The sequence below is a fragment of the Streptomyces sp. NPDC058674 genome (genome assembly GCF_042716505.1).
Classification (GTDB): Bacteria; Actinomycetota; Actinomycetes; order Streptomycetales; family Streptomycetaceae; genus Streptomyces.
Genome location: NZ_JBHXSC010000055.1, coordinates 17283 through 40149, shown reverse-complemented (window position 1 = coordinate 40149; position 22867 = coordinate 17283). Strand labels below are relative to the sequence as shown.

The window sequence follows — 22867 nt, the reverse complement described above, 5'->3', positions numbered from 1 at the left end:
GTACCGCTACTTGCGGTTGTAGAGCCGCATCGTGACGGGCCCGAAGACCAGGACCAACAGCCCGGCCCACCCCAGTGACCAGGCGATCTCGTCGGCCGGCCACTCCCCCGCCATCAGCCCGCGCACGGCGCTGGTGAGGTGGGTGACCGGGCTGTTGTTCACGAACGCCTGGAGCCAGCCGGGCATGGTCTTCGGGTCCACGAAGATGTTGCTGAGGAAGGTCAGCGGGAACAGCACCATCATGCTGACGCCCATGACGGACTTCTCACTGCGCAGCAGCAGCCCGAACATCGTCCAGACCCACGAGAACGCGAACGAGAAGGCGATCAGCAGCGCCACTCCGGCCAGGACGCCCGCCACACCGCCCGCGGGACGGAATCCGATGAGCAGGCCGACGGCCAGCATCACGGCGGAGGCCACGGCGTAGCGCAGCATGTCGCCCAGCAGATAGCCCACCATCGTCGAGGGCCGCCAGATGGGGAGGGTGCGGAAGCGGTCGAAGACGCCCTTCTCGATGTCGGTGTTGACGGAGACCCCCGTGTACATGGTGATCATCACGATCGACATGACGAGGATGCCCGGCAGCAGCGTCTGGATGTACGTCTGCGGGGAGCCGGCCAGCGCACCGCCGAAGAGGTACGTGTACATCAGCACCATCATGATCGGGAACGCGGTGACGTCGAAGAGCTGTTCCGGGACGTGCTTGATCTTCAGGACGGCCCGCCAGCCGAAGGTCAGCGAGGTCGAGAGCGCGCTCGGCCGGGGCGGGCGCCGCCGGGAGACGAGGAGCGCGGCGAGCCGGTCGGTCTGAGGGGCGGTGAACTCCGGCTCCTGCGCGTTGGCCGGGCCGGCGGCCGGGTCGGCGCCCCCCGGCCCGGGCTCCCGGGTGTGGACGCTCATGTCGCCGCCCCCTTGTCGTCGGTGAGCGCGAGGAAGACCTCGTCGAGGCTGGGCTGGCCCAGCGCGAAGGTGTCGACCACGATCCCGGCGCGCGCCAGCTCGGCCAGGGCCTCGGCGGCGCTGCCGGCGTCGTCGACGCGGGCGGTCAGGGCGACGGGGTCCGGATCGGGGGTGACGGTCTCGTCGAGCACGGCGGTCAGCAGGCGCACGGCCTCCGCCCGGCGGTCCGGGTCGCGGAGCCGCACGTGCACGCTGCCCGAGCCGACGGAGGCCTTGAGCTCGCCCTTGGTCCCCTCGGCGATCACCCGGCCGTGGTCGATGACGGCGATCCGCGAGGCCAGCCGGTCGGCCTCGTCGAGGTACTGCGTGGTGAGCAGCACGGTGGTGCCCTGGCTGACGACGGCGCGCACGATCTCCCAGACCTGGTTGCGGCTGCGCGGGTCGAGGCCGGTGGTGGGCTCGTCCAGGAACAGCAGGTCGGGAGTGTTGAGGATGGACGCGGCGATGTCGATGCGGCGCCGCATGCCGCCGGAGTAGTGCTTCACCTGCCGGCCGGCCGCCGCGGACAGCCCGAAGGCGTCCAGCAGTTCGGCGGCGCGCTCTCGGGCGGCGGGCCGCGCGTGCCCGAGGAGCCGCGCGAGCAGCACCAGGTTCTCGGTGCCGGTCAGGTCCTCGTCGACGGAGGCGTACTGGCCGGTGAGGCTGACCCGGCCGCGGACGGCGTCGGCGTCGCGGGTGACGTCCCGGCCGAAGACGCGGGCCTCCCCGCCGTCCGGGCGCAGCAGGGTGGCCAGCATCTTCACCACGGTGGTCTTGCCCGCGCCGTTGGGGCCGAGCAGGCCGTAGACGGTCCCTTCGGGCACCAGCAGATCGACCCCGTCCACGGCCCGGTTGTCCCCGAAGACCTTGACGAGGCCGGCTGTCTCGATCGCGTGGCCGGCGGGAGCCGTGGGACTCAGTCCTCGTGCGTGTAGTACCGGTAGAACGCCACCAGTCCCACGCCCACGCCGACGGCGAGGCCGATCACCGTGGAGCGGAGCACGCTGGCGTCGGTGAGGCTGTGGAGGTAGCCGGCGGCCACGCCGAGGAAGACTCCGTACGCGGTGGCGTAGGCCTCGCGGCGCATCCGGGGGCCGATCCGCGCGAGGGCGAACATGATGCCCGCGAAGATCGCGCCGCACAGAATCCCGTAGAAGACGTTGCCCGCGTCGACCGGGCCCGTCTGGCGCTCGATGAAGGCGGCCCAGACGCCGTAGACGAGTCCGGCGAGCAGGGGCCGCGCATAGGCGCTCCTGCTCGCGTGGTGGGCCGTGTCCGCCGTCCGCCGATGGTGCCGCCCGGAGGCGGTGGGTGCCGCATGTGCCATGACGGGCTCCTCTCTCCCATCATCCAGGGCACACCCGCCGCCCCCGGCCGGCAAGTGGATCAGGCGGTGGGACGATCCGCGCACCGCCCCGACGACGCACGTGCCGGGACGGACGACGCCGACGGGGCACAGGCCGACGGCCTGGAGGGCGGTGCGGAGGGGAGGGGGCCCGCCCCTCCGCGGGGACTCTCCCGGGCCCCGCCACCCGACCGCAGCAACACCGCTCGCGCGCCGGGCCGCGCCCGCATTCCCTGGTGACGTGCGCACCATCCTGTCGGCGGTACTCATCGCGCTCGTGGCCCTGCTGGTGCCCGCGAGCGCCGTCGCGTACTGGGCCGACCACGAGCTGGGCGACGCCGACCGCTATACCGCCGCCATGTCCCCGCTCGCCACGGACCCGGCCGTCCAGGGCGTCGTCGTCTCCCAGGCGACCCGCGCCCTCACCGGACAGATCGACGCCGGCCCCTTCCAGGGCGGGGTGGACGCCCTGCTCGGCGAGGCGGTGCGCTCCTTCGCCGGCACCCCCGCCTACCGGACCGCCTGGGACGCCGCCAACCGCGCCGCGCACGCGGCCTTCCTGAAGGCGCTCACCACCGGCGACGGGGACGCCGTCACCATCGACCTCGCGCCGGTCGTATCCCAGGTCAAGGACGATCTCGTCGCCGACGGCGTGCCCTTCGCCGATCGCATCCCGGTGACCCGCGTCTCCGTCAAGGTCATGGAGTACGACGACCTCGGCGCCCTCCGGAGGGGTTTCCGCATGCTCCAGATCGCCGGTGTCTGGCTCCCCCTGCTGACCCTGGTCCTGGCCGCCGCGGCCATCGCCGTCGCCGTCCGGCGGCGGCGCGCCGTGATCGCCACCGGCCTGGGGCTCGCGGTCGGGGCCGTCCTGCTGTGGATCGCGGTGGACCTGTGCCGCCGGTTCACCCTGGACGACCTGCCCGCCGACATCGACCGGTCCGCCGCCGGGGCCGTCTACGACGCGCTCACCGCGTTCCTGCGCACCACCGCCTGGGTGGTGCTGGCGGCCGGGCTCGCGGCCGCGCTGGCCGCCTGGGTGACGGGCCGGCTGCGCCGCACCCCATAAGCTCGGTAGGTACAGGTACCAACACATGCATTACGGCGCAGAAGCCCCCAGAAGAATCGATTCGCAAGCGGCGGCACGGAAGCGGGAATGAGCACCGAACGCACCGAACGGATACCGTCCCGGACCTCCCGGCACCATCCGCTGGCCCCACCCCACTGGCTGCTCAACGGCCTGCGGCCGAGCCGCGCCGCGATCCCCTGGGCCGCCGCGCTGCGCGCGGCCGTCGCCCTCGCCGTACCGCTGGCCGTCGGCTTCGCGTGCGACGAGCCCGAATACGGGGCGCTCGTCTCCATGGGCGCCCTCTCCGGAGTGATCGGCGACACCGCCGACGCCTACCGGATGCGCGTCCTGAACATCGCCGTTCCACAGTTCTTCGGCGCCGTCGGCGTCGCCCTGGGCACCCTGGTGTTCGGCCACGGCTGGGTGGCCGTCGGCGCCCTCACCCTGATCGCCCTCGTCTCCGGGATGATCTCCTCCATCGGCACGGTGGCCTCCGTGTCCGGGCTGCTCCTGCTGCTGAACGCGGTGGTCGGCGCCGGGCTCCCGATGCCCAGCCCCTGGTGGACGGCCCCCCTGCTGATGAGCGGCGGCGGACTGCTCGTCCTCGTACTCACCCTGCTGGGCTGGCCCCTGCGCGGACGGCAGCCCGAACGCGCCGCCGTCGCCGCCACCTACCGGGCCCTGGCCGACACCCTGGAGGCCGCGGGGGGGCCCGCGTACGAGGAGCGCCGCGTCGAGGTCACGCAGGCCCTCAACCAGGCCTACGACCTCGTCCTGGGCCGGCGGGCCCGGGTGCACGGCCGCAGCCCCTCCCTGGTCCGGATGCTGGCCCAGCTGAACGTGGTCATCCCGCTCGTGGAGGCCGCCCCCGCGGCCCACCTGCGCGGCCGGCCGCTGCCGCCCGAGGTGCCGGCGGCCGTCCGGGAACTGGCCGCCGCCGTCGAGGAGGGCCGCACCGGGACCCCCGACCTCGACCTGCCCGTACCGCACGGCCGGGCCGAGCGGGCGGTCGACGCCGCCCTGCGCCACGCCTCGACCATCGTGCTGCTCGCCGAGCCGGACCCGTACAACGTCGACGACCGCCTGGGCCGGCCCGCCGCCCTGCGGGTCCGCGCCCGGCGCGCGGTGCGCGACATGATGTTCTCCCGGGCCTCCTGGCGGTACGGGCTGCGCCTCGCCGTGTGCATCGGGCTCGCGCAGTCCCTCGTCTCCCTGATCGAGGTCGAGCGGTCCTACTGGGTCGCGCTGACCGTCACCTTCGTGCTCAAGCCCGACTTCGGCTCGGTGTTCTCCCGGGCCGTCCTGCGCGCCCTGGGCACCGCCGTCGGGCTGGTCGTCGCGGCCGCCGTGCTGGCCGAGGTGCCGCGCGGCTGGTGGGCCGTGCCGGTGATGATGGTGCTGGGCGCGCTGATCCCCGCCTTCTCCGTCAAGGGGTACGCCTTCCAGACCGCCGCGATCACCCCGGTGATCCTGCTGCTCTCGGACCAGCTCAACCACCAGGGCTTCGACCTGATCCGCCCCCGTCTGCTCGACAGCCTGATCGGCTGCGCCATCACCCTCGTCGCCGGATACCTGCTGTGGCCCGAGAGCTGGCGCACCCGGATCGGGGACCGGCTCGCCGACACCGTCGACGACGCGGCCCGCTACGTCGAGCGGGCCTTCGCCCCGCTCCCCGACGAGTCCGCGCTCCCCGCCGCCCGGACGGCCCGCCTGCAGGCACGGCGGCGCATCTACCGGGACCTGTCGGGCGTGCGCAGCGAATTCCAGCGGGCCTTGACCGAACCGCCCCCGACCGGGGCGCGGGCCGCCGCGTGGTGGCCGCTGGTGGTCGCCGTCGAGCGCATCGTGGACGCGACCACCGCCGCCCGGGTCCGGGTCAACCACGGGGCGCGGGCGCCCTCGGCCGCCGAGGTCGACCGGATCACGCGGCAGCTGCGGGAACTGGCCGAGGGGGTGCGCCGGAGCCCGGCGCCCACCCGCCGTGACCACGACGCCCCCGAGGACACCGACGGGGCGAGCGTCCTGGCCCCGGTCAGCCAAGAGGTTTCGGCGGCCCGCGCCCTCACGCACCCGTCTCCCTGACCGGTCCCGCCGGGAGGCGGCCCGGAGCCCTGCGGAGCCGGCCACCGGGACGGGCCCGCGGCCGGGCCCGGCAGGGCCCGGCAGGGCCCCTCGGGGGAGCATCGGTAACACGCGGCACCCCTGCACCGCGCCACCGCACTACCGGTCACGGCAGCCGTACGGACGGTGCAGCCGGGTGCGCCGACGTGCAGGGGCTCCGGAACCCGCCCCGGCTCACCGCCCACGGGCTGCTCACGGAAGGGAGTTGCTGTGCGAGGGGTGGTGTTTCACGTGAAACACCGTCCCGTGGCGGGTGTTTCACGTGAAACACCCGCCCCGGGACGGACACGGTCCCTTCACCGGGCCGATCAGACGCCGATGTTGCGGCCGTCCTTGCGCCAGACCGAGACGACGGCCGGACGGACGATCTTGCCGGGCCCGTCGGGCCACACCGACTGCGGCTTCTCGACGGACGCGCCGTCGATCTCGCCCGGGTGCTGGACGGCCACCAGGACGCGCTTGTCCTGGATCAGCGGTCCGCAGGTCTCGGCGCCGCGCGGGACGGTCAGGAACTGCTTCAGCTCACCGCGGCGGTCCCCGGCCGTGGCGACGCCGAACAGGCCGTCGTGGGAGCCGAGCTGGTTGCCGTCCGTGGAGATCCACAGGTTGCCGTGCGGGTCGAAGGCCACGTTGTCCGGGCAGGAGATCGGGCTGACCTTCTCCTTGGGGAAGCCCGCGAAGTAGGTCGCCGGGTCGTTCGGGTCGCCGGCGACCAGGAAGAGCCGCCAGGCGAAGCCGTCGCCGGCCGGGTCGTCGAAGTTCTCGGCGAGCTCCAGGATCTGCCCGTGCTTGTTCAGGTTGCGCGGGTTGGCCTCGTCCGCGCCCGCCTTGCCGGCCTTGCCGCGGTCGGTGTTGTTGGTCAGCGCGACGTAGACGCGACCGGTCCGCGGGGACGGCTCGACGTCCTCGGGGCGGTCCATCTTGGTGGCGCCCACCTTGTCCGCGGCCTGCCGCGTGAAGACGTACACCTCCTCGGCGGTCATGCCCTCGACGTGCGAGACGTTGCCCGTGGCCAGCTTGATCCACACGCCGGAGCCGTCGAACTCGCCGTCGGCGGGGAGCTTGCCCGAGCCGTCGAACTGCTCGACCGGGGAGTCGCCGGTGAGCTTGGCGACGTACAGGGTGCCCTCGTCGAGGAGCGTGAGGTTGTGCTCCTTCGCGGCGCGGCTGTCACCCTTCTTCATCTGCTTGGAGGAGACGAACTTGTAGAAGTAGTCGAAGCGCTCGTCGTCGCCCATGTAGACGACGGGACGGCCGTCCTCGGTCAGGCGCGGCTGCGCCGCCTCGTGCTTGAAGCGGCCCAGCGCGGTGCGCTTGCGCGGGGTGGAGTTCGGGTCGTACGGGTCGAGCTCGACGACCCAGCCGAAGCGGTGCGACTCGTTGGGCTCCTGCGCCACGTCGAAGCGCTTGTCGAACCGCTCCCACTTGCGCTCGGTGGCACCGGCGGTCACGCCGTAGCGCTTGAGGCGGGCGGCCTGGACCGGGTCGGTGACCTGGCCGGCGTTGGCGAAGTACTGGTTGAAGTTCTCCTCGCCGTGCAGGGTCGTGCCCCACGGGGTGGTGCCGCCGGCGCAGTTGTTGAGGGTGCCGAGCACCTTCGTGCCGGTGGCGTCCGCGGAGGTCTTCAGCAGGGCGCTGCCCGCGGCCGGGCCGGTCATCCGGAACTCGCTGGTGGCGGTCAGGCGGCGGTTGAGCTGGTGCCGGGAGACCGCGGTGAGCTTGCCGCTGCGGTGGTCCTCCTGGACGACGACCACCGAGAGGCCGTGCGCGGCCCAGGCGATCTCGACCTGCTCGCGCGTCGGGTTGGCCGGGTCGTACCCCTTGAACATCAGGATCTCGTCCGTGTACTCGTGGTTGGCCACGAGCAGCTGGCGGCGCTCGTAGTCGCCGCCGAGCGGGAGCAGGCTCAGGAAGTCGTTGTTGTAGCCGAACTGGCCGGCCTGGGCCGCGGCGGTCTGCCTGTCGGCGTTGAAGCCCGGCGCCCCCTTGAGGATCGGCTCGCCCCAGCGGATGACCACGTTCTGCTCGTAGCCCGCCGGGACGGTGACCTTGTCGTCGGTGTTCGGCGCGACGGCCGGGAAGCGCAGGCCGCGGGCGGCCTCGCCGGCCTTGCCGACACCCTTGGCGGCGTCGGCGGCGGGGCTGGCCTCGGCGGTGCCGCCACCGGTGCCGCCGAGCGTGACGGCCGTGCCGGCGGCGGTGGCGACCGTGACGACGGCGGCCGAGCGCAGCATGGAGCGGCGGGAGTAGGCGCGGGCTATGACGTCGCCGGCGTACTCGTTGTCGCTGGTGTTCGGCACCTCGTGGAAGCATGCGTCGCCGCAGCGGTAGCGGCAGGTGAGAGCGGAACGGCCGCTCCCATGCGGGTTGCCGATGAGCGGCAGGAGCTTGCGCACGAGTATCCTCCGAGGCTGCGTGGGCGCCGACAACGTGTCGGAATCAATCCAGCCGTGACGCTAGGCGCGGGTTGCGCCGATGCGGCGGCGGCGGGATGAACGGCCGGTGAACCCGGCACGGCGGGCGGGCAGTTCGGCTGCGGGACGGAAGATCCTCGGGAGTCGGGCGCCACGAAAGGCGCCCCTGCCGAAGTTCCAGCCGAGCGGCCGATAACCTTACGTGTCCACTCTGGGCAGGGATCATCCGCGCAGCACGGACAAATGACTCACGCACTCATGCGAAAGGCCTGGCCCATGGGTATTCGGAGCTTGTTGCGCAAGGTGTTCGGACGGTCCACGGAACCGCTTCCGGAGACGTCGGATTCCGCTTCCGCTGCCTTCCCGAGCCAGGCGGAACGCACCCCCCTGGACGCGGCGGCCGACTTGGTGGCGGCGTCCTTCGACAACCCCACCGTTCCCCCTCAGTCCGCTCCGCGGGACCGCGAGCAGGGCACCCTCCTCACGGCGACCGCCGTGGACCCCACGGTCCCGGAGGCCCGCCGCCCGTCGACCCCGGCGGTACCGCAGGACCCGGGGCCTTCCCCCGAGCCGGTCACGACCCCCGCCCCGGCGGTACCGGAGGCGGCCGAGGCCGAGCCGGCGACCGCCGAAACCGCACCGCCGGCCGATCCGGAGCCGGTCGCCCCCGCGGCCGACACCATCACGGCAGAGCCGGTCGCCCCCGCGGCCGACACCACAGAGCCGGCACCGGCCGAGCCGGTGGCCGCGGCGGCCGAGGCGGAGGCGACGCCCGCAGCCGCGGAGCCGGTCGCCGCCGAGCCCGCGGCCGTAGCCGCCGAGCCCGTCGCCGCGGAGCCGGAGCCGAAGCCCGTCGCAGAGCCCGCGCCCGTCGCGGAACCGGAGGCCTCGGAGCCCGTCGCCCCGGCCGTCGAGCCGGAGCCGGAGCCGGAGCCGACCGTGGAGCCTGAAGCCGCAGGGCCCGCGCCCATCGCTCCCGCCGTCGAGGCGGAACCCGTCGCGGAGCCTGAAGCCGCCGAACCCGTCGCCGCAACCGCCACCGCGGAACCGGAGACGAAGCCCGTCGCAGAGCCCGCGCCCGTCGTGGAGCCGGAGGCTTCGAAGCCCGTCGCCCCCGCCGTCGAGGCGGAGCCCGGCGTGGAGTTCGCAGCCTCCGAGCCCGAGCCCGTCGCCGCGCCCGAGCCCGTCGTGTTCCAGCCCGTCGCCGAGCCCGAGACCCTCGCCGCCGCGCCGGCCGTCGCGCCGCTCGACATCCCCGCCCCCGAGGCGCCGGTGGAGGCCGACGTCCCGCCCCCGGCCGTCGTGGCCGTACCCGGGGCCGGGACGCCCGCGCACGCGGCAGCAGCCGTGCGGCGGCGGGCGCCCGGAGTGGCCGGGGCGTACAAGGCCGCCGGCCAGGTGCTGCGCACCAAGGGCAGGACCGGCGCACGCGCCAAGGTGTACCTCGTCCTGGACCGGTCCGGTTCCATGCGCCCGTTCTACAAGGACGGCAGCGCCCAGCACCTCGCCGACCACGCCCTGGCACTGGCCGCGCACCTGGACGACGCGGCGACCGTCCACACGGTGTTCTTCTCCACCGAGGTGGACGGCACCGCCGACCTCACCCTCGACGCGCACAGCGCGAGCTGGGTCCAGGCCCGCCACGGCGAGCTCGGCCGGATGGGCCGCACCAGCTACCACGCGGCCGTCCAGGCCGTCGTCGAGCACTACCAGAAGGACGGCGGCGAGGGCCCGGCCCTCGTCCTCTTCCAGATCGACGGCGCCCCCGACAACCGCCAGCCCGCCCGGCAGGCCCTCGCCGAAGCGGCCGCCACGGCTCCCGGCATCCGCTGGCAGTTCGTCGCGTTCGGCGACCACGACGCCAAGGGCTTCGACTTCGCGCGCAGGCTGGACGCCGTGAACGCCGGCTTCTTCCACGCGGGCCCGGCCCCCGCCGAGCTGCCCTCGGCCGCCCTCCTCAAGGGCGTCCTGGACGGCTTCTAGCGCCACCGGACCGGCCCGGCCCGCCACCGGACCGGCCCACGACAGAAGGCGGCGCCCCCTCCATCGGGAGGGGGCGCCGCCTTCCGCGTACCGCGGGCCCACGTCGGGCCGGGCGTCAGCCGCGCGGCGAACCGGCGTCCGGAGCCACCGCGTCGGAGACCGGGCGCTCGGCGGACTTCGTCTCCACCGGCTTGCGCAGCGCGATGTTCAGCTCGCGCAGGCGGGCCTCCTCCAGCACCGTCGGCGCGCCCATCATCAGGTCCTGGGCGTTGCCGTTCAGCGGGAAGGCGATGGTCTCGCGGATGTTCGGCTCGTCGGCCAGCAGCATCACGATGCGGTCCACGCCCGGGGCGATGCCGCCGTGCGGCGGGGCGCCGAGGCGGAAGGCGCGCAGCATGCCCGCGAACTCGCGCTCGACGGTCTCGGCCTCGTAACCGGCGATCTCGAAGGCCTTCAGCATGACCTCGGGCTCGTGGTTGCGGATGGCGCCGGAGGACAGCTCGATGCCGTTGCAGACGATGTCGTACTGCCACGCCAGGATGTCGAGCGGGTCCTTCTCCTCCAGGTCCTTCATGCCGCCCTGGGGCATGGAGAAGGGGTTGTGCGAGAAGTCGATCCTCCCGGTCTCCTCGTCCTTCTCGTACATCGGGAAGTCGACGATCCAGCAGAAGCGGAAGACGTTCTCCTCGAACTGGCCCGCGCGCTTGGCCGCCTCGACGCGGACGCCCGCCATGATCTTGGAGACCTCGTCGAACTCGCCGGCGCCGAAGAACACCGCGTGGCCGGCCGCGAGGCCCAGGCGCTCGGTGAGGACCTTGACGTTCTCCTCGGTGAGGAACTTGGCGATCGGGCCGGTCAGGGCGCCGTCCTCGCCGACGCGGACCCAGGCCAGGCCCTTGGCGCCCAGCGAGACCGCGTACTCGCCGAGGCCGTCGAAGAACTTGCGCGGCTGCCCCGCGGTGTCCGGAACGGCCAGCGCGCGCACGTGCTTTCCGGCGAACGCCTTGAACTCCGAGCCCTCGAACACGTCCGTGATGTCGACGAGCTCCAGCTTGGCGCGCAGGTCGGGCTTGTCGTTGCCGTACTTCAGCATCGACTCGCGGAACGGGATCCGCGGGAAGGGCGAGGTGACCTCGCGTCCGTTGCCGAACTCCGTGAAGATCTCGGTCATCAGGCGCTCGATCGGCTGGAAGACGTCCTCCTGCTCGACGAAGGACATCTCCACGTCGAGCTGGTAGAACTCGCCCGGCGAGCGGTCGGCGCGGGCGTCCTCGTCGCGGAAGCAGGGCGCGATCTGGAAGTACCGGTCGAAGCCGGAGATCATCAGCAGCTGCTTGAACTGCTGCGGAGCCTGCGGCAGGGCGTAGAACTTGCCCGGGTTCAGGCGGGACGGGACGACGAAGTCGCGGGCGCCCTCGGGAGAGGTCGCCGTGAGGATCGGGGTCGCCATCTCGTTGAAGCCGAGCGCCACCATCTTCGAGCGGATCGAGGCGATGACGGCCGACCGCAGCATGATGTTGCGGTGCATGCGCTCGCGGCGCAGGTCGAGGAAGCGGTACTCCAGGCGCCGCTCCTCGTTCACACCGTCGTTGGTGTTGATGGTGAAGGGCAGCGGGGCGGACGCGCCGAGCACCTCGACCTCGGAGACCTCGACCTCGACGTCGCCGGTGGGCAGCTCGGGGTTGACGTTGTCCGCGCCGCGCGAGACGACCTTGCCGTCGATGCGGACGACGGTCTCCTTCGAGACGCTGCTGAGCGCCTCGTTCGCCGCGGTGCCGGGGCGGGCGACGAGCTGCGTGATGCCGTAGTGGTCACGCAGGTCGATGAAGAGGATGCCGCCCAGGTCTCGACGATTGTGGAGCCAGCCGCTCAGCCGGACGTCGGAGGCGACGTCGGAGGCACGGAGCTCGCCGCACGTGTGGGACCTGTACCGATGCATCAGTCATCCAGTTCTACGGGATACCAGGGTGGATTCAACCGTCCCAAGGTTACCGTCCGGACGGGACCCCGCGCGGGCACCTCCGGAGGGGGTGGTGAACAGGCACGTCAGCGGGATGACCTGTAAAGATGACCGGGTGCGCACCGAGGACGTCCTGGCCGCCATCGCGACCGGCCTGTGGCGATGGGACAACGCCTCCGGAACGGTCGCCCTGGACAGCGAGGCCGCCCGGCTCCTCGGGCTGCCCGCGCAGCCGGTCGTCCTGCCGGAGGTGGCCGTGCGCTCCCGGTTCCACCCGGTGGACTGGAACGAGATCAACGGCATCGTGAACCTGGCCGTCGCCGAGGGCACGCTCGCCGAGGCCCGGCTGCGGATCATGGACGAGGACGGCCGGGTCCTGCGGACCGTGCGCAGCCGCTCCAAACCGGTGGAGAACCGCTCGTCCGACGGCCGCGTCGACTACGAGCTCATCGGCACCATCCAGGAGATCGCCGAGCCGCAGCCTGGCACCACCGCCGCCCACACCCCGATCACGGGTGACTGGCGGCGCTCCCGCGAGGCCTTCCTGCTGGACGCCGGCCGGGCGCTCGCCGAGGCCAGGTCCACGGCCGAGGTGCTGCGGGTGGCCGCCTCGCTGTCCATGCCGGGTTTCAGCCCGGACGGGCTGGCGGTCTTCGGCGTGGTCGGCGACCGGCTGTCGGTCATCGGGCACCACGGGCACGGACCCGGGGCGGAGGGCCCCTTCGCGGACATGGGACTGGACACGGACTACCCGGCCGCGGAGGTCGTCCGTACCGGCCGGGCGATCTACCTGCCCTCACCCGAGGAGTACAAGCGGCGCTTCCCGGCCACCTGGCCGCTCGCCCAGCGGTTCGGCCGCGTCTCCTGGGCCTTCCTGCCGCTGATCGTGGCCGGGCGCACGATGGGGGCCTGGATGGCCGCCTTCAAACACCCCGTGTCCTTCTCCCCCGACGAGCGCTCGGTCCTGACGACCGTGGCCCGGATGCTGGCCCAGGCGCTCCAACGCGCCGGCGTGGCCGAATCCGAGCGGGAGCTCACCACCGGCCTCCAGCGGTCGATGATGCCGCACCTCGGCCCGGAGATCCCGGGCATGGCCATCGCCGCCCGCTACGTCCCCACGGGCGGCGGCCTCCAGGTCGGCGGCGACTGGTACGACATGATCCCGCTCCCCTCCGGACGGTTCGCTCTGGTCATCGGCGACGTGCAGGGCCACGACGTCCGCGCGGCCGGCCTGATGGGCCAGCTGCGGATCGCCGTACGGGCGTACGCCTCCGAGGGCCACCGGCCCGACGCGGTGCTCTCCCGGGCCTCCCGCTTCCTCGCCGGCCTGGGCTCCTCCCAGGGAGCCGGCGCGGGCTCCGACCCGGACTCCGGACCCGGCGCCTCCCCGCACGGGGAGGACCCCGACTTCCTGAGCCCGCGCTTCGCGACCTGCCTGTACGTGGAGTGCGACCCGGAGACCGGCGTGCTGGAGGTGGCCCGCGCCGGCCACCCCGACCCCGCGGTCCGGATGGCCGACGGCACGGTCCTGATGCGCCCCACCGCGGGCGGCCTGCCCCTCGGGATCGTCCCCGACACCGACTACCCCACCACCCGGTTCACCCTGGAGCCGGGCGAGACGATGATGCTGTGCACCGACGGGCTCATCGAGACCGGCGGCCACGACCTGGACACCGGCTGGGCCCGGCTGCGCGCCATCCTGGAGTCCGAGCCCCCGGCGCCCGCCGAGCCCGACGACGGGCGGTCCGGAGCGGGCCGGGACCGCGTGGGGCACCTGGAGAGACTGGCCGACCTGCTGGTGCAGGCCGTGCACGGGCCGTCCTCGCACCACACGACGGGCCCGTTGGCCGACCGCCGCGAGGACGACATAGCCGTGGTGCTGCTGTGCCGCGAGGGCGCGGACTGCGGGTGCGGCAGCGCGCCGGCCCACCCGGCCCGCCCCGCCCGGCGCACGATGCTGACCGTCGCCCAGGCCGAGCCGGAGCGGATCGCGGGCGCCCGCCGGCAGATCCGGGAGCTGCTGCACGACTGGGCGGACTCCGACCAGGTGGACTCGGCCGTGCTCATGGTCTCCGAGATGGTGACGAACGTCCTGATGCACACGGACGGGGACGCACTGCTGGTGGCGGAGGCCGTCGGCGAGCTGGGGGCGCGCCGGCTGCGCCTCGAGGTGGCCGACTCCAGTGACGAGCTGCCCCACAGGCGGCAGCCCGGCGAGATGGCGTCCAGCGGCCGCGGGGTGCTGCTGCTGGAGATGCTCGCCGACACCTGGGGCGTGGACCCGCGCGGCGAGGGCAAGTCGATCTGGTTCGAGCTGTACGAGCGGTCCAAGCCCGACCCCGACCCGCTGGACTGACTCCGGGGGCGGGGCGCCGCCCCCGCGGCGTGAAGCGGTGCGGGAGCGGGCGGGCCCCCGGCACGGCCCCCGGCACGGCTCCGGGCCCGGAGCGCCGGTGCGGCGCCCGGGCCCGGGCCGTCACGGAGGGGCGGCGGCTGCTGCTACCGGGTGCGCGCCGTGGTGGGGACGGTGCCCAGCCGGCCGGCCTGGAAGTCGTCGAAGGCCTGCTGGAGCTCGTGCTTGCTGTTCATCACGAACGGTCCGTAGTGCGCCATCGGCTCCCGGATCGGACGCCCGCCGAGGATGACGACCTCCAGGTCCGGGGCGTTGGAGTCCTGGGACTCGTCCGCCCGCACCGTGAGGGAGCCGCCCTCGCCGAAGACGGCGGTCTGCCCGACCTGGACGGGGCGCCGGTCCTCGCCGACCGATCCGCGCCCGGCCATGACGTAGGCGAGCGCGTTGAAGTCCTCGCGCCACGGCAGGGTGATCTGCGCACCCGGCGTGACGGTCGCGTGGATCATCGTGATCGGGGTGTGGGTGATGCCCGGGCCCTGGTGGCCGTCCAGCTCGCCGGCGATCACGCGGAGCAGGGAGCCGCCGTCCGGGGTGGACAGCAGCTGGACCTGGCCGCCGCCGATGTCCTGGTAGCGCGGGGGCATCATCTTGTCGGAGGCCGGGAGGTTCACCCACAGCTGGAGGCCGTGGAAGAGCCCGCCGGACACGACGAGGGACTCCGGCGGGGCCTCGATGTGCAGGAGGCCGGCCCCGGCGGTCATCCACTGCGTGTCGCCGCCGTTGATGACGCCGCCGCCGCCGTTGCTGTCCTGGTGGACGAAGGTTCCGTCGATCAGGTACGTGACGGTCTCGAAGCCGCGGTGCGGGTGCCAGGGGGTGCCCTTGGGCTCGCCCGGCGCGTACTCCACCTCGCCCATCTGGTCCATCATGATGAACGGGTCGAGGTACTGGTAGTTGATCCCCGCGAACGCGCGGCGCACCGGGAACCCCTCACCCTCGAACCCGGCCGGGGCCGTGGTCACGGCCAGCACCTTGCGCGGGACGGCGCCCTGGGGCTCGGCCACTCGCGGGAGGGTCAACGGGTTCTCAACAGTCACTGCGGGCATGGTCAGGACCTCCTTCTGCGTCGAGTTTAGTTGAAACTCGAACTTTCTGCCACACCCGACAGAACAGAGGGAGCCCCGGGGGAATTCCCCCCGGGGCTCCACGGCACCTGAGACCGCCTAGCCGTACATGCGGCGCATCGCGAAGTCGACCATCTGCTCGACCGCCTTCGCGTCGAAGACCATCCGGTGGTCGCCCTCCATGTCCAGGACGAAGCCGTAGCCGGTCGGCAGCAGGTCGATCACCTCGGCTCCGGTGATCACGAAGTACTTGGACTCCTTGCCGGCGTACCGGCGCAGCTCCTTGAGCGTGGTGAACATCGGGATGACCGGCTGCTGCGTGTTGTGCAGCGCCAGGAAGCCCGGGGTGTCCCCGCGCGGGCAGTAGACCTTGGAGGTGGCGAAGATCTGCTGGAAGTCCTCGGCGGAGAGCGATCCGGTCGTGAAGGCCCGCACCGCGTCGGCGAGCGACGGCGGCGAGGGCTCGGGGTACAGCGGCTGCTGCTGCGCGTAGCCCTGCTGGGGCGGCGCCTGTTGCGCGTAGCCCTGCTGCTGGGCGCCCGGAGTCTGGTCGTAGCCGTACATGCGGCCCACCCTACCGAGCGGTTGCCGCCGTACCGGCCGGTATCGCCCGGCTCTCGCGACGACCTCCGGGGGCGTGGACTTCCGGCGGCACTCCGGGCATCCCGGCTTGATGCTGGTCACAGTCACCGGTGGAGGGTTGTTCTTATTACCGGTGGGTAGCATGATGAGGTTACCGATTGGTATGTACGAGGAACCTGTCTCCCCGAGCCTTAACGGAGCCGTCGCCATGGGGCACTACAAGTCGAATCTCCGCGACATCGAGTTCAACCTCTTCGAGGTGCTCGGCCGCGACAAGCTGTACGGCACCGGTCCGTTCGAGGAGATGGACACCGAGACCGCCAAGAGCGTCCTGTCCGAGCTGACCCGCCTCGCCGAGAACGAGCTGGCCGCCTCCTTCGAGGACGCCGACCGCAACCCGCCGGTCTTCGACCCGGCCACCAACACCGCGCCGGTCCCGGCCTCCTTCAAGAAGAGCTACGACGCCTTCATGGACTCGGAGTACTGGCGCCTGGGCCTGCCCGAGGAGATCGGCGGCACCACCTCGCCCCGCTCCCTCATCTGGGCCTACGCGGAGCTGCTGCTCGGCGCGAACCCGGCCGTCTGGATGTACTCCTCCGGCCCGGCCTTCGCCGGCATCCTCTTCGAGGAGGGCAACGAGGCGCAGAAGAAGGTCGCCGAGATCGCCGTCGAGAAGCGCTGGGGCTCCACCATGGTCCTCACCGAGCCGGACGCCGGCTCGGACGTCGGCGCCGGCCGCACCAAGGCCGTGCAGCAGGCCGACGGCTCCTGGCACATCGAGGGCGTCAAGCGCTTCATCACCTCCGGCGAGCACGACATGGAGGAGAACATCCTCCACTACGTCCTCGCGCGCCCCGAGGGCCACGGCCCCGGCACCAAGGGCCTGTCCCTCTTCCTCGTCCCGAAGTTCCACTTCGACTGGGAGACCGGCGAGCTGGGCGAGCGCAACGGCGTCTACGCCACGAACGTCGAGCACAAGATGGGCCTGAAGGCCTCCAACACGTGCGAGATGACCTTCGGCGACCAGCACCCCGCCAAGGGCTGGCTGATCGGCGACAAGCACGACGGCATCCGCCAGATGTTCATGATCATCGAGTTCGCCCGGATGATGGTCGGCACGAAGGCCATCGCCACCCTCTCCACCGGCTACCTCAACGCGCTGGAGTACGCCAAGGAGCGCGTGCAGGGTCCGGACCTGGCCAACTTCATGGACAAGACCGCACCCAAGGTCACCATCACGCACCACCCCGACGTGCGCCGCTCCCTCATGACGCAGAAGGCGTACGCCGAGGGCATGCGCGCCCTCGTGCTCTACACCGCCTCCGTCCAGGACGCCATCCAGGTCAAGCAGGCCGCGGGCGAGGACGCCTCCGCCGAGATCGGCCTCAACGACCTGCTCCTGCCCATCGTGAAGGGCTACGGCTCGGAGAAGTCCTACGAGCTGCTCGCCCAGTCCCTGCAGACCTTCGGCGGCTCCGGCTACCTGCAGGAGTACCCGATCGAGCAGTACATCCGCGACGCCAAGATCGACACCCTCTACGAGGGCACCACGGCCATCCAGGGCCAGGACTTCTTCTTCCGGAAGATCGTCCGCGACCAGGGCGCCTCCCTGAACGTCCTCTCCGAGACGATCAAGAAGTTCCTGGCCGAGGCCGTCGGCGGCGAGGAGCTGGCCGGCGCCCGCGACGCGCTCGCCAAGGCCGCCGTGGACCTGGAGGCCATCGTCGGCCAGATGATCGTCGACCTCACCGCCACCGGCGAGGACGTCAAGAACATCTACAAGGTCGGCCAGAACACCACCCGCCTGCTGATGGCCTCCGGCGACGTCGTCGTCGGATACCTCCTGCTCAAGGGCGCGGCCGTGGCCGCCGAGAAGCTCGCCACCGCCTCCGCCAAGGACGTGCCGTTCTACACCGGCAAGATCGCCGCCGCGAAGTTCTTCGCGGCCCAGGTCCTGCCGGGCGTCTCCGTCCAGCGCCAGCTGGCCGAGGCCGTCGACAACTCCCTCATGGAGCTCGACGAGGCCGCCTTCTAGGCCCACCCCGCACACGCGGTGCACGCACAGCGGCCGGGTCCTCCGCACGGGGGCCCGGCCGCCGGTGTGATCCCGGACGCGGCTTTCCCCGTTGTCGGTCGTTCATGGGACGCTCGTAGACATGAGTCCACAGGATCAGCACGGCAGCAGGGGGTACTCCGTCCCCACCGGGCGGCCGTACGCCCTCAAGGAGCTGCAGGCGAGCCTGGGCAGCCTCGGGGACCACCTGCGCGAGCTGTACGACGGCGCGCACCCCGCCGAGTACGACGGCATCGCCGACGCCCTGTACGTGGCCTTCCGGACCGCCGCCGGGCTGGCCCCCGCCAAGAGCTACACCGGCTGCCCCGAGCATGCCAACGGCGCCCTGGACCCCGAGGCCCCCGAAGGCTGGGGCCGCTGCCTCCTCTGCAACGACCGGCGGCGCCTGGGCCTGCGCGGCCACGGCGCCCGCCCCGGCGGCTCCGCCCCGCCCGCCGGCGAGCAGCGCCGGCTCGGCTACCCCGTGCCGGGCCCCCCCTACACCCTCCAGGCACTGCGCGACGCCCTGCGGACCGTCGAGGACCAGCGCTTCCACCTGGGCCTGTCCTCCCCCGCCGAGGACTTCGTCCGCATCGCCGACGACCTGCACCGCGCCTTCATCGTGGCGCGCGAACTGTCCCGGCCCCGCAATGCCTCGGGCTGCTCCGAGCACCCCGGAGCGCCCATCGACCCGGACGCCCCTCCGGGCGAGGCATGTATCTTCTGCGCCGGACGCAAGAGACGCGCGCAGCGCTCCGCGCAGACCCCGGAGATGCTCCCGCGCATCCGCCGGGGCGAGCGCAGGCAGCTGCAGCGCCGATTCGAGCGCCCGCCGGGCTGAGAACCGAAGGGACCGCAGACCACGCGCCGCGCGGACCCCGGCCTCCCGGCTATCCGCCGCAGTCCGGCCATGGCGAACACGACCGTCGTTAAGGTGAACCACATGAGCTCTCCCGCCCGCTTCGACCGCGGCCACACCGACGATCTGATGACCTTCCTGACGGCCAGTCCGTCGCCGTACCACGCCGTGGCCAACGCGGCCGAGCGGCTGGAAAAGGCAGGCTTCAGGCAGTTGTCGGAAACGGACGCCTGGGATGCGGGCTCCGGGGGCAGGTTCGTGCTCCGCGGCGGCGCGCTCATCGCCTGGTACGTCCCCGAAGGCGCGGCCGCGCACACCCCGTTCCGGATCGTCGGCGCGCACACCGACTCCCCCAACCTGCGGGTCAAGCCACTGCCCGACACCGGCTCCCAGGGCTGGCGGCAAATCGCCGTCGAGATCTACGGCGGCACCCTGCTCAACACCTGGCTGGACCGGGACCTCGGCCTGGCCGGGCGGTTGACCCTGCGCGACGGCAGCGAGCGCCTGGTGAACGTGGACCGCGCGCTGCTGCGCGTGCCCCAACTCGCCGTGCACCTGGACCGGTCGGCGAACACCGAGGGCCTCAAGCTGGACAAGCAGCGGCACATGCAGCCGATCTGGGGCCTCGGCGAGGTCCAGGAGGGCGACCTGATCGCCTTCCTGGAGGAGGAGGAAGGGCTGCCGCAGGGCTCGGTGGCCGGCTGGGACCTGATGGTCCATTCGATCGAGCCGCCCGCCTACCTCGGCCGCGACCGCGAACTGCTGGCCGGCCCCCGCATGGACAACCTGCTCTCGGTGCACGCGGGGGTCGCCGCGCTGGCCGCCGTCTCCGCCTCGGACAGGCTCGACCACATCCCGGTGCTGGCCGCCTTCGACCACGAGGAGAACGGCTCCCAGTCCGACACCGGCGCCGACGGCCCGCTGCTGGGGAACGTGCTGGAACGTTCAGTCTTCTCCCGCGGAGGCTCCTACGAGGACCGCGCGCGGGCCTTCGCCGGCACCATCTGCCTCTCCTCGGACACCGGTCACGCCGTGCACCCCAACTACGCGGAACGGCACGACCCCTCGCACCACCCGCGCGCCAACGGCGGCCCGATCCTGAAGGTCAACGTCAACCAGCGCTACGCGACCGACGGCAGCGGGCGCGCGGTGTTCGCGAGCGCCTGCGAGCGGGCCGGCGTGCCGTGGCAGAGCTTCGTCTCCAACAACTCCATGCCGTGCGGGACGACGATCGGCCCGATCACCGCCGCCCGGCACGGAATCCAGACGGTGGACATCGGCGTCGCGATCCTCTCGATGCACAGCGCCCGCGAACTGTGCGGCGCCGACGACCCGTTCCTCCTGGCCAACGCCCTGGTGTCCTTCCTGGAGGGCTGACACCGTCCGCGTACGGCCGCCCCGCGCACGACCGTCCGTCCCCGCGTACGGCCGTCCCGCGCACGACCGTTCCCCGTCCCGGGCCTCACGTCAGGGGGCGGGGAACGGTCGCACACGGACCGCCGTACGGGCCGGGTGCGACGGTCCGTACGGCGGCTACTCGGCGTCGAGGCCGGCGAGGACGAGCGGGAGCCGCGTCGCCCCGCCCGCGGTGACGGTCACCGGAACACCCCAGTCCTGCTGGTGGACGTGACAGGCCGGGTACTCGTTCGCCGGGTCGTCGTCGCACGACGCGGCCATCGCGGACACGTGCAGCACGCCCCCGGCGACCCCGGGGTTCAGCGCCAGCTCCCGGAAGAGGTCCGTCCCGGCCCCCTCTCCGCCCGCCAGCAGCTCGGGCGGGGTAGAGGAGACCAGCAGGCGCGTGGAGGGCCCGTACCGGGTGTCGAGCTTCTGGCCGGTGGGCGCCCGGAACACCACGTCGAGGCGGAGCGTGCCCGGCGCCACCTCGGTCGCGGCCCGCTGCGTGCGGTGGGCGACGGCGTCGACCCGTACGGCCTCCTCCGGGAGCCGCAGCCGCGTCAGCCGGTGCCGCGCCGACTCCACGACCACGATGTCCCCGCCGACCAGGACGGCGTCGCTCGGCTCGCGCAGATCGGTGGCCAGCGTCGACACCTCGCCGGTGGCGGGGTCGTAGCGGCGCAGCGCGTGGTTGTACGTGTCGCACACCGCGACCGAACCGTCGGGCAGGGCGGTGACCCCGAGCGGGTGCTGGAGCAGCGCCTGGGCGGCGTCGCCGTCGCGGTGCCCGAAGTCGAACAGGCCGGTCCCGACGGCGGACGTGACGACGTACCCCTCGTCGGTGCGGTGGACGTACCGCAGGGCGCTGGTCTCGGAGTCGGCGATCCACAGCCGGTCCCCGGCGGCCTCCAGGCCGGACGGCTGGGCGAACCAGGCCTCGGCGGCGGGCCCGTCGAGCAGTCCCTCGTTGGTCGTGCCGGCCGCGACCTCGACCGTCCCGGTCTCCGGGTCCCAGGTCCACAGCTGGTGGACGCCGGCCATGGCGATCCACACCCGGCCCTGCCACCAGGCCACGTCCCACGGCGAGGACAGGTCCACCTCCAGGGCCGGACCGGACGTCGGCGAGCCCTGCCACCACTGGCGCCCGGTGCCCGCGACGGTCTCCACGGCACCGGTGGCCGGGTCGAAGCGGCGCAGCGCGTGGTTGACGGTGTCGGCGACGACGACGCTCCCGTCGGGCAGCAGCGCCATGCCCTGCGGCTCGTTGAAGGCGTCGGGGGCCAGGCCGCGCTTCCCGCTGCCGATGCGCCGCACGACGCTCTCCCCGTCGGCGGCGAGCTCGACCAGCTGGTTCCGGGTCGAGTCGGACACCAGGAAGTGCCCGGAGGGAAGCAGCAGCGCCTTCCCGGGGAACCGCAGATCGCCGGCGACCGGCTCGGGCGCCACGTACGGCCCGTCGCCGCGCCGCAGCGTCCCCTTGGCCGCGTGCTCGGCCTCCAGCTCCTCGACGAGCCGGGCGATGGCGTGCGCGTGCCCCTCACCGGCGTGCTGGGCGACGACGTAGCCCTCGGGGTCGACCACGACGAGGGTGGGCCAGGCCCGGACGGCGTACTGCTTCCAGGTGGCGAGCTCGGGGTCGTCGAGCACGGGATGGTGCACCCCGTACCGCTCGACGGCGTCGACGACGGCCGCGTGCTCGGCCTCGTGCACGAACTTCGGCGAGTGCACGCCGACGATCACGACGGTGTCGCGGTGCTTCTCCTCCAGTTCGCGCAGTTCGTCGAGGACGTGCAGGCAGTTGATGCAGCAGAACGTCCAAAAATCGAGGATCAACGTGCGACCTCGGAAGTCGGCGAGCTTCAGGTCCTTCCCGCCGGTATTGATCCAGCCGCCCTTGCCGATCAGCTCGGGGGCACGGACACGGGCACGGCGGGGCGCGGGCGCGGGGGTGGGCGCCGGGGCAGCATCGTTCATCCTTCAAGCTTGCCATCCGGGCGTGAACGCCGGATCACACGCTCACGGCAGCGCCAGTACACCCGCAGGGGGGACGACGTCCGGCCGCGCCCCGTGGGAGCCTGGCCGCAGGCAGTGGAGGAGGCGCCCGGCATGAACAGCACCGCACGTGACTACGGCGAGGGCATCGATCCCGAGCGGGCCCTGAAGTACGCGATCCAGCACCACCGCGGGGAGCGAACCGAGATCGTCGAGGGGGTCATCGACAACGTGACACCGAGTTGGGACCACGAGAACGCGGCCGAGGAGATCCGGGACCAGATCAGGCCTCGCGTCAAGGAGCTGGACTGCGTCACCGGGTCGGGCAACCTCGATCTCCCCGGTTCACCGAACTGGTACGTCCCGGACCTCGCCGTGGCCCCCAGGGAATTGACCAAGGGCGGCGGGGCGCTCCTCCCCGACCAGACCTTGCTGGTCGTCGAGATCACCTCCGAGTTCAGCGCCGAGACCGACCGCGTCGTCAAGCGCAAGCGGTACGCCGAGTACGGGGCTCCGCTGTACCTGCTGGTCGACCGGGTGGAGAAGACCGTCACGCTGTTCGCCGAACCGGGGCGGCTCGGGTACACCAAGGTCGACGGGCCGCACCCGTTCGGGACGGCCGTGCGGCTGCCGGAGCCGTTCGGGATCGAGCTGGACACCAGCGGGCTCTAGGCG

16 protein-coding genes are annotated in these 22867 nt (G+C 72.6%); 8 read left to right on the top strand and 8 right to left on the bottom strand.

Features of this window, described 5'->3' with window-relative positions; all coding sequences use genetic code 11:
• Window positions 1–6: 6 nt before the first annotated feature.
• Genes ACFWU6_RS24840 through ACFWU6_RS24830 form a run of 3 tightly spaced genes read right to left on the bottom strand, consistent with a single transcriptional unit; the run spans window position 7 to window position 2266 of the window.
• Complete coding sequence (locus ACFWU6_RS24840) at window positions 7–900, bottom strand: ABC transporter permease (protein WP_383983101.1); 894 nt, start codon at window positions 898–900, stop codon at window positions 7–9.
• Window positions 897–1859, bottom strand: coding sequence for an ATP-binding cassette domain-containing protein (locus tag ACFWU6_RS24835; RefSeq protein WP_383983116.1), 963 nt, complete (start codon window positions 1857–1859; stop codon window positions 897–899). Before ACFWU6_RS24835 ends, ACFWU6_RS24840 begins: the two co-directional genes overlap by 4 nt.
• On the bottom strand, window positions 1856–2266 hold the full coding sequence (locus ACFWU6_RS24830; RefSeq protein WP_383983099.1) for a hypothetical protein: 411 nt from the start codon (window positions 2264–2266) through the stop codon (window positions 1856–1858). The genes ACFWU6_RS24835 and ACFWU6_RS24830 overlap by 4 nt, the downstream gene beginning before the upstream one ends.
• A 259-nt stretch (window positions 2267–2525) precedes the next feature.
• Here ACFWU6_RS24830 and ACFWU6_RS24825 point away from each other — a divergent pair, with 259 nt between their 5' ends.
• Entirely contained in the window at window positions 2526–3353 is an 828-nt protein-coding gene (locus ACFWU6_RS24825) for a hypothetical protein (RefSeq protein ID WP_383811366.1), read from the top strand.
• Window positions 3354–3440: 87 nt separating this feature from the next.
• On the top strand, window positions 3441–5435 hold the full coding sequence (locus tag ACFWU6_RS24820) for an FUSC family protein (protein WP_383983097.1): 1995 nt from the start codon (window positions 3441–3443) through the stop codon (window positions 5433–5435).
• A gap of 347 nt (window positions 5436–5782) precedes the next feature.
• Here ACFWU6_RS24820 and ACFWU6_RS24815 read toward each other — a convergent pair whose 3' ends face one another.
• On the bottom strand, window positions 5783–7870 hold the full coding sequence (locus ACFWU6_RS24815) for a PhoX family protein (protein WP_383811360.1): 2088 nt from the start codon (window positions 7868–7870) through the stop codon (window positions 5783–5785).
• 294 nt (window positions 7871–8164) lie between these two features.
• Between ACFWU6_RS24815 and ACFWU6_RS24810 the strand changes: the two genes are divergently transcribed.
• A complete protein-coding gene (locus ACFWU6_RS24810) occupies window positions 8165–9871 on the top strand; it encodes a VWA domain-containing protein (RefSeq protein WP_383983095.1) in 1707 nt (568 codons plus the stop codon).
• A 115-nt stretch (window positions 9872–9986) separates the two neighbouring features.
• Here the strand turns inward: ACFWU6_RS24810 and aspS are convergent, their stop codons facing one another.
• A complete protein-coding gene (aspS, locus tag ACFWU6_RS24805) occupies window positions 9987–11810 on the bottom strand; it encodes an aspartate--tRNA ligase (protein WP_383983093.1) in 1824 nt (607 codons plus the stop codon).
• Between the two features lie 136 nt (window positions 11811–11946).
• On the opposite strand from aspS, the gene ACFWU6_RS24800 reads away from it, so the two are divergent.
• On the top strand, window positions 11947–14187 hold the full coding sequence (locus ACFWU6_RS24800; RefSeq protein WP_383983114.1) for a SpoIIE family protein phosphatase: 2241 nt from the start codon (window positions 11947–11949) through the stop codon (window positions 14185–14187).
• A gap of 143 nt (window positions 14188–14330) precedes the next feature.
• On the opposite strand, the gene ACFWU6_RS24795 is transcribed toward ACFWU6_RS24800, so the two are convergent.
• Window positions 14331–15290: a pirin family protein gene (locus ACFWU6_RS24795; RefSeq protein WP_383802323.1), complete on the bottom strand. Its 960-nt coding sequence runs from the start codon at window positions 15288–15290 to the stop codon at window positions 14331–14333.
• Between the two features lie 117 nt (window positions 15291–15407).
• Window positions 15408–15872: an SseB family protein gene (locus tag ACFWU6_RS24790; protein ID WP_383802325.1), complete on the bottom strand. Its 465-nt coding sequence runs from the start codon at window positions 15870–15872 to the stop codon at window positions 15408–15410.
• A 226-nt stretch (window positions 15873–16098) separates the two neighbouring features.
• On the opposite strand from ACFWU6_RS24790, the gene ACFWU6_RS24785 reads away from it, so the two are divergent.
• The 3 genes from ACFWU6_RS24785 to ACFWU6_RS24775 all read left to right on the top strand — a co-directional run bounded on the left by ACFWU6_RS24785 (window position 16099) and on the right by ACFWU6_RS24775 (window position 20179).
• Entirely contained in the window at window positions 16099–17925 is a 1827-nt protein-coding gene (locus ACFWU6_RS24785) for an acyl-CoA dehydrogenase (RefSeq protein ID WP_383983112.1), read from the top strand.
• A gap of 121 nt (window positions 17926–18046) precedes the next feature.
• Complete coding sequence (locus ACFWU6_RS24780) at window positions 18047–18784, top strand: hypothetical protein (RefSeq protein ID WP_383983091.1); 738 nt, start codon at window positions 18047–18049, stop codon at window positions 18782–18784.
• A gap of 102 nt (window positions 18785–18886) precedes the next feature.
• Complete coding sequence (locus tag ACFWU6_RS24775) at window positions 18887–20179, top strand: M18 family aminopeptidase (protein ID WP_383802330.1); 1293 nt, start codon at window positions 18887–18889, stop codon at window positions 20177–20179.
• Window positions 20180–20335: 156 nt separating this feature from the next.
• On the opposite strand, the gene ACFWU6_RS24770 is transcribed toward ACFWU6_RS24775, so the two are convergent.
• Window positions 20336–22174 carry an NHL domain-containing thioredoxin family protein gene (locus ACFWU6_RS24770; RefSeq protein WP_383983089.1) on the bottom strand — a complete coding sequence of 613 codons (1839 nt, stop codon included), beginning with the start codon at window positions 22172–22174 and terminating at the stop codon, window positions 20336–20338.
• A gap of 132 nt (window positions 22175–22306) precedes the next feature.
• On the opposite strand from ACFWU6_RS24770, the gene ACFWU6_RS24765 reads away from it, so the two are divergent.
• Entirely contained in the window at window positions 22307–22864 is a 558-nt protein-coding gene (locus tag ACFWU6_RS24765) for a Uma2 family endonuclease (RefSeq protein ID WP_383983087.1), read from the top strand.
• The last annotated feature ends 3 nt before the right edge of the window (window positions 22865–22867 follow it).